A 13,382-nucleotide genomic window follows, 5' to 3' on the forward strand; every position below is an offset into this window, starting at 1 on the left:
TTAATGCGCTTTATCTTCACGGATCGAAGCTTGCAGAGCTTCGGCAAACGATCTTGCCAGTGACTTCCGCTGCGCGGGAGCAATACTGGTGTTGATCAGGTTGGTTACCATGTTGCCCAGCACCATCAAAGAGAGATCGGTGGGAGTATGGTGTTTTTCCAGAACATTGACCAGTTCAGAAAGCAATTGTTCAACGTGTTCGTCACTGTAACGGGATGATTGTGGCATAAAGATTGTGCTCAAAGCCTGACAAAGTCCAATATCTTACCGTATAGAGCCGTGTTTTTCCGCTCTTTTATAGCGTGAAGATCGTTAAGGAAATGATTATACCCGTTGCCTTCCAATACGCAGGGGCTGGCTGCTTCTATCTCTGCGCTCATCGTCACTTGAAATCCATTGGGTATCTGTTGCGGTTCGAAGCCTTCAGTGCTTGAATACGCGCTCAAAGAACAGGAGGATTTATCATGAGTCTGGATATCCAGCAGATCGCACTGCACCAGTTGGTTAAACGCGACGAACAGACGTTGGACGTGGTGTTGCGCGATTCCCTTCTCCCCACCAATGTGGCGGTGGAAGAGATGATGGCAGAGCTGCACCGCGTTTACAGCGCCAAGAGCAAAGCTTATGGCCTGTTTAATGAAGGGAGCGAACTGGCGGATGCGCTGCGTACCTGCCGCAAGGGTGATGAAGACTTCCTGGCATTCAGCCGTGCAGCGACCGGTCGCCTGCGCGATGAACTGGCCAAATACCCATTTGCCAGCGGCGGCGTGGTGTTGTTTGGCCAATACCGTTATCTGGCGGTGGAGTATTTGCTGATCGCCGTGCTGAACAGCTGTAACAGTACGCGCGTCAATGAAGAGCTGGATCTCAGCATGACTCACTATCTGGACATCAACCACGCGGATATCGTGGCGCGTATTGATTTGACCGAATGGGAAACCAATCCGCAATCAACGCGTTACCTGACCTTCCTGAAAGGGCGCGTGGGCCGTAAAGTTTCCGATTTCTTCATGGATTTCCTGGCGGCGGCCGAAGGCCTGGACACCAAAGCGCAGAACCGTGGCCTGCTGCAAGCGGTGGACGACTACTGTGCCGATGCGCAGTTGGGCAAGAACGAACGCCAGTCGGTGCGCCAGCAGGTTTACAGCTACTGTAATGAGCAGTTGCAGGCAGGCGAAGAGATTGCGCTACAGGAACTGTCGAAAGAAATTGCGCCGGTGGGTGAAAAAGATTTCCTGCAGTTTTCCAGCGAGCAGGGCTATCAACTGGAAGAGAGTTTCCCGGCGGATCGCGGTACGCTGCGTCAGTTGACCAAATTTGCTGGCAGCGGTGGCGGTATCAGCCTGAACTTTGATGCGATGCTGTTAGGTGAGCGGATCTTTTGGGATCCGGCTACCGATACGCTGACTATTCGCGGCACGCCGCCGAACCTGCGCGATCAGCTGCAACGCCGTTCAGGCGGCGGCCAATAAGCCGGATCGCAGCCAATAAAAAACGCCGCAATTGCGGCGTTTTCTACTTCGGCGTCCCGAAAAATCGATAACGTTGCGATTAAACGCGAACGAAGTCGATGTGAGCCAGTTTTGGCTTGAACGGGTGACGCTGTACAGCCTGAACCTTAACTTTGGTTTCTTTACCGTCGATAACCAGAGTTACTGCTTCGCTGTAGAATTCTGGCTTAACTTCCATGTTCTTCACAGAATCATGGTCTAGCTCGATGGAAACTGCAGCTTCTTTGCCACCGTAAACGATAGCTGGGAATTTATTTGCTGCACGCAGGCGGCGGCTCGCACCCTTACCCTGGTCTTTACGTACTTGTACGTTGATAGTGAACATTATTTTTTCTCTTAAAAGAAAATTTACCCTGCTACAGGCGACCCAGTAACAGGCTCGATAACCTGCTTTCACACTGGGCGAACCCAGGCAAAGCGGGCGGCATTTTAACGGAAAGCCGCTCTCTGGGCAATGAAAACCTGCCGCAAGTGCGCGGCACCGCCCTTAATACAGCTCATTGGCACGGCGGAAGCGGCCCTGATAATCAAAAACTTTTTCGCGGATTTGCCAGAACTGGCCGCGTTTACGCGCCACCACAAAGTCCGGATGGCGCAATAGCGCCTGTTGCGCTAAGACGTCAGCAGCCGTTTGCCAACTGAATGGCACCCCCGGCGCGCGCTGATGCGGCCGCAGGAACAGCATTTCAAACGCTTTACGTTGAGCCGGTGTTTGCAGACGAAAACGCTCACTGGTGCTGGTGCCGTCCTCGTCGTAGTAGGTGGCTTTCAGCCATTCCCCTTTGTCATCCCGGTCGTCTTGTAACTCCATGCCACCGCAGCGCAACACCAGCGCATCTTTCAGCTTCAGTGCGGCTTTTAGCATATCATCAGGGTCGACCAGCACTTCCTGGCACTGATGGCAGCGGCGTGCGGCGATATCGTTCTCAGCCCCGCAGTGTGGGCAGTTTTTGAAGCGGAAACGATAGTCACATTGCTCACGATTGCCGTCGTCATCTTCCAGCCAACCTTGGCAGCGGCGGCCATAGTGCTCAATGATCGCGCCGCTCTCGGTGCATTTGCCCCAGAACAGGTTGGCAAAGCCGCAGGCGGGGCAAAACACCTGCACCGGTTGACTGCCCGCGTGTGGCTTGCTGACACCCACTTCCGGGGTGAACAGATCGTGTGGGTTGCCAGCATAGTCGAGGATCAAACAATCTTTCTTGCCGGGTGCCAGCCGCAACCCACGGCCGACGATCTGCTGATACAGGCTGACGGACTCGGTTGGCCGCAGAATTGCGATCAGATCGACATGAGGTGCGTCAAAGCCAGTGGTCAACACCGCCACGTTAACCAGATAGCGTAACTGCTGCTGTTTAAAGGCGGCGATCAGCGCATCGCGCTCGGCAGGTGGCGTTTCGGCGCTTACCAGTGCGGCTTCTCCAGCGGGCAGCAGGCCGTGGATTTCGCGCGCATGTTCTACCGTTGCAGCAAAGATCATCACGCCCTTGCGGGTTTCAGCATACTCAACAATCTGGCTGATGATGTGCGGCGTGATGCGATGCTGCTTTTTCAGTTCGCGGTTAAGATCCACCTCGCTGAACAAACCGTTGCTTCTGGCTTCCAGGCGGCTGAAATCGTACTGCACGATCGGCATATCCAACCGCTCGGGCGGAACCAGAAAGCCATGCTTGATCATGTAGCGCAGCGGCAGTTCATAGATACAGTCGCGGAATAGGCTGCTGCTGTCGCCACGGGTAAAACCGTGGTAGTGAAACTGATAGATCCAACCTTTGCCTAGCCGATAAGGGGTGGCCGTCAGGCCAAGCAGGCGCAGTTGCGGGTTAGATTTTTGCAGATGCTGAATAATCTGCTGATATTGGCTGTCATCGTCGTCGCTGATGCGGTGGCATTCGTCGATAATCAGCAGCGAAAAAGCACCATCAAACAGCTGTAGATTGCGCGCCACCGACTGTACGCTGCCAAACACCACTTTACCGGCGCTTTCTTTCTGCTGTAGCCCAGCGGCAAAAATGTCCGCCTCCAGCCCGTAAGCGCAGTACTTGGCATGGTTTTGCGCCACCAACTCTTTGACGTGCGCCAGCACTAACACCCGGCCACGGGCACGCTTTGCCAACTCGGCGATCACCAGGCTTTTGCCAGCACCGGTTGGCAACACGATTAACGCGGGCTCAGGATGCTGCCGGAAATGTTGGATAGTGGCGTCGACCGCCTCCAACTGATAGGGGCGCAGGGTAAATGCCATGAATTAACGCCGTTTGTTGAAATAGGCCATCGGGAACCGGTTTTGCAACAGAAAACCCCGCTGAAATCGTGCCATGCTGCTCCCCGAATGGCGGAAAAGTTTCCCTTATTATGCCCTTATCGCGCGGGTGGTGCGAGAAGCTTGGAAATTGCCGCTGTCATGGCATCGTTTACGCCGCTATACTTATGTGACAGCAATCGCTGTTTCCCCACGCGATTTTACTGATTCCTCCTCTTCGAACCTGCTTTTTGCACCTGGTGTAAGGGTGGGGCGTCATATTCAGCAATACGATCAATGCGATCATAACAACGACAGGCAAAGCAGATTCAATGCGACTGGACAAGTTTTTATCTCAGCAATTAGGCATCAGCCGCGCCCTGGTAGCGCGTGAACTGCGTGCAAAACGCGTCACCGTAGATGGCGAAGTGGTCAAGAGCGGGGCGATCAAGCTGGCCCCGGAGCAGGAAGTGACATTCGACGGCAACGTTCTGTCACAACTGACCGGGCCACGCTATTTCATGCTCAATAAACCGCAGGGTTATGTGTGCTCCACCGAAGATCCGGATCACCCGACGGTGCTTTATTTCCTTGATGAACCGGTGGCCTACAAGCTCCATGCGGCAGGGCGGTTGGATATTGATACCACCGGCTTGGTGTTGATGACCGATGACGGTCAGTGGTCGCACCGGATCACTTCTCCGAAGCATCACTGTGAAAAAACCTATCTGGTGACGCTGGAGCATCCGCTAGCCGAAGACACCGCACAGCAGTTTGAACAGGGCGTGCAGTTGCACAATGAAAAAGACCTGACCAAACCGGCACGCCTGGAAAAGATCGAAGATAACCTGGTGCGTTTGACGCTCAGTGAAGGGCGCTATCATCAGGTAAAACGCATGTTTGCCGCCGTAGGCAACCGGGTGATTGAGCTGCATCGTGAACGTATTGGCGCCATTGTGCTGGATGATGATTTGGCTCCGGGCGAATATCGTCTGCTGACCGAAGAAGAGATCGCCAGCGTCGGTGCGCCGCACCTGCAGGATTGATTTTGCGGCCGATGAAGGAGTCGTTGAACGTGCAACAGAACCGGACATCTCACCTGGGTTTGATCTTTATCCTGGGCCTGCTTTCCATGCTGATGCCATTGGCGATCGACATGTATTTGCCCAGTATGCCGATCATCGCCCAGGAGTTTGGCGTGGAATCTGGCCGGGTCCAGATGACGCTCAGCGCCTACGTGCTGGGTTTTGCCTTGGGCCAACTGTTCTATGGGCCGATGTCGGACAGCATTGGCCGTAAACCGGTGATCCTGTGGGGCACGTTGGTTTTCGCCATCGCGGGTGGGGCCTGTGCCCTGGCGCAGTCGGTTGAGCAACTGATCAATCTGCGTTTCCTGCATGGCCTGTCGGCGGCGGCGGCCAGCGTGGTGATCAACGCGCTGATGCGTGACATGTTCAGCAAGGATGAATTCTCGCGCATGATGTCGTTCGTGATCCTGGTGATGACCATTGCGCCGCTGCTGGCCCCGATGATCGGCGGCGTGCTGCTGCTGTGGTTTAGCTGGCATGCCATTTTCTGGACTATGGGTGCAGCGGCGTTGCTGGGTTCTGTGCTGGTGGCATTCTTTATCAAAGAAACCCTGCCCAAAGAGCGGCGGCAGAAATTCCATCTGCGCACTACGCTGAGGAATTTTGGCTCATTGTTCCGCCACAAACGGGTGCTGAGCTATATGTTGGCCAGTGCTTTTTCGTTTGCCGGGATGTTTTCTTTCCTCAGCGCCGGGCCTTTTGTTTACATTGAGCTGAATAACGTTTCGCCCCAGCATTTTGGTTACTACTTTGCGCTGAATATTGTGTTCCTGTTCCTGACCACCTTGATCAATAGCCGCAATGTGCGCCGCGTTGGCGCCGTCAAAATGTTCCGTTTTGGCTTATCAGTGCAGTTGGTGATGGGCGTGTGGTTGCTGCTGGTGAGCGCTGGCGGGCTGGGTTTCTGGGCGCTGGTTCTGGGCGTGGCGGTTTATCTGGGCTGTATCGCCATGATCTCATCTAACGCGATGGCCGTTATCTTGGATGACTTTCCGCATATGGCGGGAACGGCATCTTCCTTGGCTGGTACTTTGCGTTTCAGTATCGGTGGGTTGGTCGGTGCGATATTGGCTATGGCACCGGGTAAGAGTGCATGGCCGATGGTCTCTTCAATGGCGTTATGCAGCATTATTGCTATGCTGTTTTACCGCTTTGCGAGTGTGCCCAAGAAATAATCTGTCTATCCCCCTGCATTTTGAAAGTGCGGGGGGATGGTGATAGGCATATCGCTACATTATTTTTGTGAAAAAAATGTGTTGGTACCTCAGCGTTTGATGGGTTAATCCTTGGCGTAAATATTTGTGAGCTTTCTCTAATATTGTACCTAATGCCCTCTAGTAAATATCTTAGATAAAGTTATGTGAAACGATAATTATATCAAGATAATTTAATGGGTGAGTTTATCTGAAGGGTTTTAAATCACCGGTAGGTACAGCCAGAATGGGGGCTACTTTAGCTGCCGTATATTATATGTATTCATCAGTATTTCTACCGTAATATTATTCTTATCTATCACCAGCATTAAATGTGAATGAAATCACACTACATAATCAGATAAATCCCCGCCTTAAGCAAAAATCATATTTTAAAACTTTGTCAATGGGTTACTTGTTAACACTTATGTTGCATTTGGTTAGGGGGGAGATACATAATATGAGGTAGTGCAATCTATACGGCCTTATGTATAGAAATAAACAGCGCACGTTCAGTTACGTTTAAAGGATTCAAAACGATATACCCAGTGGATTTCAGGATACAGGTAGGAGGTAACCAGGCGAACTCTCAGAGGCTGGATAAACCAGATTGGGGTAAGCGGGGAAGTTCGTATCTATACGTTCTGAAAGGCACTAGGGATATATGCATTATAAAATATAATAATTGCACTAACAATAACTCTAGGAAGGAGATGCTGTGAAAAAAATACGTTTCTTACGCTCTTTATGCATTGGGATGTTTGTTGCTACGTTGTCCGCGTGCGATTCTGGCGGGGGAGATTCTTCAGACACCAACCCGCCAGTGAGTCCACCCGTTAGCCCACCTGTTACACCGCCGGTTACTCCACCCGTCACTCCGCCAGTTACACCGCCTGTTGTTCCACCAGAACCCCCTATTGTCACTCCAGAGACTGCGACTCTGGATATTATTACGCAAGGCAAAGATGGCGTTGTCCTGACTGGCGCTGAAATATTCTTTGATGAAGTAAAGGTATCATCCAGCGACCAAAATGGCGTAGCGCAACTCTCTTCTCTCCCTGCGGATGAGAAGGGTTTCTGGGTGGTGAAAGTGAAAAAAGCGGGTTATGTGACGCAAGCTGTTAAAGTTGCGGTACAGGAAAAAATGCCGCCGCTTGTCATTCATTTGATGCCAGTAACAGAAACTAAGTACCTTGAAAATATTGAAAAAGCGCAGGGGATTTCCAGCCTGACCATGGATGCCCACGTTATTCTGCCTGAGGCTGCGTTGGTTTATGCGGACGGAACGCCTGCGACAGGCAAAGCGCGTGTTGAATTGACGCCTTGGAATATCGACAGCAATGATCTGAAAGCCATGCCTGCCAATGGGCGTGCTATTACCGCAGATAATCAGGAAGTTGACTTGATCAGCGCAGGGCTGATGGCCGTCGCGTTTTATGATGAAGCCGGTAAAGCGTTGAATTTAGCCGAAGGTAAAACCGCTACCCTGCAGATGGGCCTGCCGTTCTCCAGCATTGACGGCCATGATTTATCTGCGGGCGGCGCAATCCCGATGTGGTACTTCAATGAGCGCTTGGGGCTGTGGGAAGAAACGCCTGATGTCAAAGGATCGGCAATCGTAGTGACCCGCAACGGCGAGAAAGTGTTGATGGTAGAAGCTACCGTGCCGCATTTCTCATCATGGAACTGGGATTTTAAATTTGAGTCCCCAGGCAGTACTTTCTTGCAATGCTTGGATCCCGAAGCTAAACCCATTGCCTGTAGTATAACCGCTTCTGTGGTGTTGATGGATGGTTCGAAGCTCGTAAAAAACAGTAGTATTGGTGTCAATGGCTCTACAATCCTCTATATGCCGGATCGGGTAAAAGAGATTACTTGGGAAGCCGTTGCATTCTTGCAGGAAAGTGGGTATTTGACCGGTACAATTAAAAACCCATTGGATACGACGGGAACAGGTGCTTCGATACCTGACTCAATATCTATTCCGTTATCTGCCCCTTATCAATTTACTGCCCAATGCCAGTTACCTGACCTGACGCCAGTAGCCTGTAGATCCAAGATAGTGTTTAGTGGAGTTACAGAGGCGCAGGAATATAGCTTACCGGCGGAAGGTAGTTTCATTTACAAGCAAGAGGTACCGCAACGTATAGACTGGAACGCGTATCAGTACATAGCAAAAGAGAATGGTGAGGTATGGAAATATACTGCAGAAGGTAGCAATGCGTCACTTAGCGGAAATAAATTAGTGATGACATTTGCTACGCCGCCGGAAAAAATTAACCAGCAATATATTTATGTGCGTTGCGATCCTCAAGCACGTAACACTGATCCAATCCAAGATATCGCTATTGAACAATGTGACATATCGCTGGGGCCTCAATATAGGGATCAAGTCTTTCCTACAGTACCGCCGACCATTGTTTCTGTGACTATCCCTACGGGAGTCGTTTATCCTCTAACCGTTCTTCCTGAATGGATTGGTCAGGGATATGAACGTTTTTATCTCAATGCGGCCAGCTCTTTTGGTATGGTGGAAGGCATTAGTGAAGGGTGCTATTTCTTTGCATATCGTGAATTTACGGTAGATGAATTATTTGGTAGCAACCAGACTTATGATTTAACCTTGGGAGGCTATTGTGGACCATTACCGACGCGTTGATTTGGCGTAATCCCTCGCTTTTTGAGCATGACGTCCTATAGTGCGGTTCGAGCGCACGTCTTGGGAGCCCACTCAGTGGGCTCCCAGTATCATCCATTCATCCCATCTGTCGTATTTTGTACATGTATCACTAGCGCCTTTTGTACAGCCTAAACTGTATTATTTTTGTTAAAAAATGCGATGGCTTGCCAGATTGCTACAGCTGTAATCCTTTTGGCAGCAAGCTCTTCCTCTTCTACTATTCCTATTTTTAATCATGTCGTTATGCTGATGTGTGGGAGCTGCGCATTGGTCGAGTGTTTCCACAATGTAAAATTATAGCAATTGTAAAGTAACTACATTGAAAGAAAAAAATGTTGAGTTCGAGGTCTGAAAGGGTTACATATAACGCAAAAAATGCGAGCTGAGTCGCAAAATGCTGTGAAATAACATTTTACGGTAGGTTAGAAAGCCGTGTGATATCAGCAAGTACAAAATTAAGTTAATTTTTTGTAAAATTTTTACGTTTAAATAACACTTGCTCACGGCAAAGTCGGTTGATTGCGGCTATAACTAAAGTAGTGCTGTGATGTAAAAAAGTGTTCCACCTTTTGATACTAGGGATTTCATGTGGATACTCTCCAACTTTCGGTAGTGCATCGCTTGCCGCAAAGTTATCGTTGGATATCGGGTTTTACCGGAGTCAAGGTTGAACCGATTCCGCTCAGCGGCATAGACGACGATAACAACCTGATCGGTCTGAAGTTGCTCAGTCATGATGGGAATGATGCTTGGCTTGTGATGCAACAGCTCAATCTTTCTTTGCAAGAAATTCAGGTCAATTGCACCATTGTGGAATGGGAAGGTGAGCCTTGCCTGTTTGTTCATCATCACGATGAAAGTGCCGCTATGTGCCGGTTAAAAAACGTCGGCGCGGCAATTGCTGAACAGCTCAGTGCACAATATCCCTTCTGAATCCCGCTATTGATTAATCCACTAACTGCAATAATTGCTGTGTATAGGCTGCCGAGGGTGCATTGAAAATAGTCTGACAGTGCCCTTGCTCCACCACTTCACCTTGGCGCAACACAATCACCTGATGGCAGAGCGAACGCACCACTTGCAGGTCATGGCTGATAAACAGGTAAGCCAACTGGTGACGCTGCTGTAACGATTTCAGCAACATCAGGATTTGTGCCTGAACCGATTTATCCAGCGATGAGGTGGGCTCGTCCAGAATCAGCAGTTGCGGTTGCAGGATCAACGCCCGGGCGATCGCAATACGCTGGCGTTGCCCACCAGAGAATTCGGTCGGGTAGCGATGGCGCAATGCCGGATCCAACCCCACTTCCTGCAATGCCTCAATCACTCGCTGTTCCCGTTGTTCCGCAGTTAGCTGCTGATGAACCTCCAAGCCTTCCGCGATGATCTGCTGCACGTTCAGCCGTGGGTTTAACGCGGAATAGGGATCCTGGAAAACAATCTGCATTCGGCTGCGGTAAGGCAGCATCTGCTGGTTATTGAACTGGTGCAGCGGTTGGCCATCAAACCAGATTGCGCCTTGCGAGTTCAGCAAGCGCAGCAGCGCGAGGCCGGTGGTGCTTTTACCGGAGCCCGATTCGCCAACCAAGCCTACGCTCTCCCCGGGTTGCAGCTCGAAACTCAAATTTTTCAGCGCATAATTCTGGTCGACAACGCGCCGCAACAGGCCGCGTTTGATCGGGAAGCTGACCTGCAAATTCTCCACTTTCAGTAGCGGTTTGTTTGGTTGCTGGTTCACCGGTAGCGGCAGCGGTTCACCGACGTCCTCGGCAGCCAGCAACTGGCGGGTATAAGCATGCTGCGGTGCGCTAAACAGGCGTTCGCGGCTGCTGTGTTCTACGCACAACCCTTGGCGCATCACCGCCACGTTGTCTGCCAGGCGGCGCACGATATTCAGGTTATGAGTGATAAACAACAACCCCATGCCCAACTCTTGTTTTAGCTCTTTCAGCAAGATCAGGATCTGGGCTTGAATGGTGACATCCAACGCGGTGGTCGGTTCGTCGGCAATCAGCAGCTTTGGCTGGGTCAGAACCGCCATAGCGATCATCACCCGCTGGCGTTCACCACCGGAAAGCTGGTGCGGATAATCTTTTAAACGCCCTTTAGCGTTACGTATGCCCACCCGATCCAGACACTGAATAATCTCACTGCGCGCGTTATCGCGGCGCATGCCCCGGTGCAGCATCAGTACTTCTGCCAGCTGTTTCTCAATGGTGTGCAGCGGATTCAGTGACACCATGGGTTCCTGGAAGATCATGGAGATTTGGTTGCCGCGCACTTTACGCAGTTCAGCCTCGGGTGCGTGCAATAGCGAATTGCCGTTAAACAGAATGTCGCCACCGGGGTAGACCACCGGTGGTGAAGGCAGCAGACGCAGTACAGAAAGCGCGGTAACGCTTTTACCCGAACCTGATTCACCCACCAGGGCCAGCGTTTCACCTTGTTCAATTTGCAGTGAAACGCCGTTAACCACCTGATTTAACGCTGCCCCTTGGCGGAAAGCGATGCTGAGATCCTGAATGGCAAGCAGAGGAGTCTTCATATCAATGCGCCTTGCTGGGGTCGAAGGCGTCACGAACCGCTTCGCCGATAAAAATTAATAATGAGAGCAGTATCGCCAGCACCAGGAAGGCGGTAATACCCAGCCAAGGCGCTTGCAGATTGTTTTTGCCCTGCAATAACAGCTCGCCCAGCGAAGGTGAACCAATGGGCAGGCCGAAGCCGAGAAAATCGAGTGAGGTGAGGGTAGTAATCGAACCGCACAGGATAAACGGCAGGAAAGTCAGCGTGGCGACCATGGCGTTTGGCAACATATGGCGGTACATAATGACCCGATCCGGCACCCCCATGGCTCTGGCAGCGCGTATATAGTCATAATTGCGGGTACGCAGGAACTCGGCGCGTACCACGCCCACCAGGCTCATCCAGCCAAAGAGAATGGTAATTGCCAGCAGCCACCAGAAGTTCGGCTGAACAATGCTGGAAAGCAAAATGATCAGGAACAGCGTTGGCATACCAGACCACACCTCAATAAAGCGCTGCCCCCAGAGATCGAACCTGCCGCCGTAATAACCCTGGGTGGCCCCCACGCAAATGCCAATCACGCTGGAAAACAGCGTCAATGCCAGCCCGAACAACATGGAGATGCGGAAACCATAAAGCACCCGAGCCAAAACGTCGCTGCCGTTGCCATCGGTGCCGAGCAGGTTCTGCCTTGATGGTGGTGAAGGGAAGGGGACGTCAGTGGCAAAGTTAATGGTGCTGTAACTGAAGCGAATCGGGGCCCAGATCGCCCAACCGTGCTGCTCGATCTGTTTCAGCACGAAAGGATCCTGAAAGTCGGTAGTGGTATGCAGTTCTCCACCAAAGGTGGTTTCGCTGTAGTTGACCATAAACGGCACGTACAGACGGCCCTCATAGCGCACCAGCAAGGGTTTGTCGTTAGCGATCAGATTGGCGGCCAGGCTGAGGATAAATACCACCAAAAACAGCCACAGTGACCAGTAACCGCGGCGGTTAGTGCGAAAACGTGCCCAGCGGGCCTGATTGATAGGGTTTAAGCGGCTCATTGACGTCCCTCGAAATCAATGCGCGGATCGACCAGGGTATAGGTGATATCGCTGACGATGTTCAGCAGCAGGCCGATCAGGGTAAATATGAACAGTGTACCGAACATCACCGGATAGTCGCGTTGCAGCGTGGCGTCGTAACCCAGCAGCCCGAGGCCGTTGAGTGAGAACATGACTTCGATCAGTAGCGAGCCGGTGAAAAACATGCTGATAAAGGTGGCTGGGAAACCGGCGATCACCAGCAGCATGGCGTTGCGGAACACGTGGCGGTAGAGGATTTTTTTCTCGTCTAGCCCTTTGGCGCGGGCGGTGACCACATATTGTTTGCGGATCTCATCCAGGAACGAGTTCTTGGTCAGCATGGTCAGGGCCGCGAAGCCGCCGATCACCGTCGCCAGCACCGGCAGGGTGATATGCCACAGGTAGTCGATAATTTTGCCATACCAGGGGAGGGTATCGAAATTACTGGACACCAACCCGCGCAGCGGGAACCAGTCAAGGTAGCTACCGCCAGCGAACAGCACGATCATCAGGATGGCGAATAGGAAGGCAGGAATGGCGTAGCCGATGATGATAAGCGTGCTGCTCCAGGTGTCAAAGGCGCTGCCGTTATGAATGGCTTTGCGGATCCCGAGCGGTATTGAAACCAGATAGATGATCAGCGTGCTCCATAGCCCCAGAGTAATGGAAACCGGCAAGCTTTGGCCGATCAACTGCATTACCGAGGCTCCACGGAACAGGCTATCGCCAAAATCGAGACGCATATAGTTCCACAGCATGGCGAAGTAGCGTTCATGCAGCGGCTTATCGAAACCATAGCGCTTGGTGATTTCCGTGATGATTTCAGGATCCAGCCCGCGTGAACCACGGTATTGGCTGTCACCTACGTTGCCGACGCCAGCTTTACTGTGTCCAAGGCCATCACCGCCGCCTCCGCCGCTAAAACCGCTGGTTTGACCGAGCTCTATGGCGGCAATCGCCTGATCGACCGGCCCACCGGGCGCGATTTGCACAATAAAAAAGTTGATGGTGATGATGGCCCACAGGGTGGGGATCACCAGCAATAATCTGCGTATCAGATAAGCGGCCACACAGA

The 13,382-nt window shown here is 51.8% G+C and carries 11 protein-coding genes; 5 read left to right on the forward strand and 6 right to left on the reverse strand.

Annotated elements, in window-relative coordinates:
* Nucleotides 1-228 carry a YejL family protein gene (locus tag ACX1CU_RS08075; RefSeq protein ID WP_076941538.1) on the reverse strand — a complete coding sequence of 76 codons (228 nt, stop codon included), beginning with the start codon at nt 226-228 and terminating at the stop codon, nt 1-3.
* Between the two features lie 236 nt (nt 229-464).
* Between ACX1CU_RS08075 and yejK the strand changes: the two genes are divergently transcribed.
* Nucleotides 465-1,472: a nucleoid-associated protein YejK gene (yejK, locus tag ACX1CU_RS08080; protein ID WP_459402061.1), complete on the forward strand. Its 1,008-nt coding sequence runs from the start codon at nt 465-467 to the stop codon at nt 1,470-1,472.
* 79 nt (nt 1,473-1,551) lie between these two features.
* Here the strand turns inward: yejK and rplY are convergent, their stop codons facing one another.
* Together rplY and ACX1CU_RS08090 are read right to left on the reverse strand one after the other, a co-directional pair.
* Nucleotides 1,552-1,836 carry a 50S ribosomal protein L25 gene (rplY, locus tag ACX1CU_RS08085; protein WP_076941536.1) on the reverse strand — a complete coding sequence of 95 codons (285 nt, stop codon included), beginning with the start codon at nt 1,834-1,836 and terminating at the stop codon, nt 1,552-1,554.
* 162 nt (nt 1,837-1,998) lie between these two features.
* The gene (locus ACX1CU_RS08090; RefSeq protein WP_459402062.1) at nt 1,999-3,756 is read right to left on the reverse strand and encodes a DEAD/DEAH box helicase; all 1,758 of its coding nucleotides are present in this window, start codon (nt 3,754-3,756) and stop codon (nt 1,999-2,001) included.
* A 329-nt stretch (nt 3,757-4,085) separates the two neighbouring features.
* Here ACX1CU_RS08090 and rsuA point away from each other — a divergent pair, with 329 nt between their 5' ends.
* The 4 genes from rsuA to ACX1CU_RS08110 all read left to right on the forward strand — a co-directional run bounded on the left by rsuA (nt 4,086) and on the right by ACX1CU_RS08110 (nt 9,647).
* Nucleotides 4,086-4,799, forward strand: a complete 714-nt coding sequence (gene rsuA / locus ACX1CU_RS08095; protein WP_459402063.1) for a 16S rRNA pseudouridine(516) synthase RsuA — start codon at nt 4,086-4,088, stop codon at nt 4,797-4,799.
* A gap of 29 nt (nt 4,800-4,828) precedes the next feature.
* The gene (locus ACX1CU_RS08100; protein WP_459402748.1) at nt 4,829-6,016 is read left to right on the forward strand and encodes a Bcr/CflA family multidrug efflux MFS transporter; all 1,188 of its coding nucleotides are present in this window, start codon (nt 4,829-4,831) and stop codon (nt 6,014-6,016) included.
* Nucleotides 6,017-6,752: 736 nt separating this feature from the next.
* On the forward strand, nt 6,753-8,693 hold the full coding sequence (locus tag ACX1CU_RS08105; protein ID WP_459402064.1) for a hypothetical protein: 1,941 nt from the start codon (nt 6,753-6,755) through the stop codon (nt 8,691-8,693).
* A 609-nt stretch (nt 8,694-9,302) separates the two neighbouring features.
* A complete protein-coding gene (locus tag ACX1CU_RS08110; RefSeq protein WP_459402065.1) occupies nt 9,303-9,647 on the forward strand; it encodes a YejG family protein in 345 nt (114 codons plus the stop codon).
* Nucleotides 9,648-9,660: 13 nt separating this feature from the next.
* Here ACX1CU_RS08110 and yejF read toward each other — a convergent pair whose 3' ends face one another.
* The 3 genes from yejF to ACX1CU_RS08125 are packed head-to-tail and all read right to left on the reverse strand — an operon-like array spanning nt 9,661 to nt 13,377.
* A complete protein-coding gene (yejF, locus tag ACX1CU_RS08115) occupies nt 9,661-11,259 on the reverse strand; it encodes a microcin C ABC transporter ATP-binding protein YejF (RefSeq protein WP_459402066.1) in 1,599 nt (532 codons plus the stop codon).
* Nucleotide 11,260: 1 nt separating this feature from the next.
* Nucleotides 11,261-12,286 (reverse strand): ABC transporter permease, encoded by a 1,026-nt coding sequence (locus ACX1CU_RS08120; RefSeq protein WP_459402067.1) that lies wholly within the window; start codon nt 12,284-12,286, stop codon nt 11,261-11,263.
* Nucleotides 12,283-13,377 carry a microcin C ABC transporter permease YejB gene (locus ACX1CU_RS08125; RefSeq protein ID WP_459402068.1) on the reverse strand — a complete coding sequence of 365 codons (1,095 nt, stop codon included), beginning with the start codon at nt 13,375-13,377 and terminating at the stop codon, nt 12,283-12,285. The genes ACX1CU_RS08120 and ACX1CU_RS08125 overlap by 4 nt, the downstream gene beginning before the upstream one ends.
* Nucleotides 13,378-13,382 lie beyond the last annotated feature (5 nt).

The sequence above is a fragment of the Serratia sp. D1N4 genome (genome assembly GCF_054552755.1).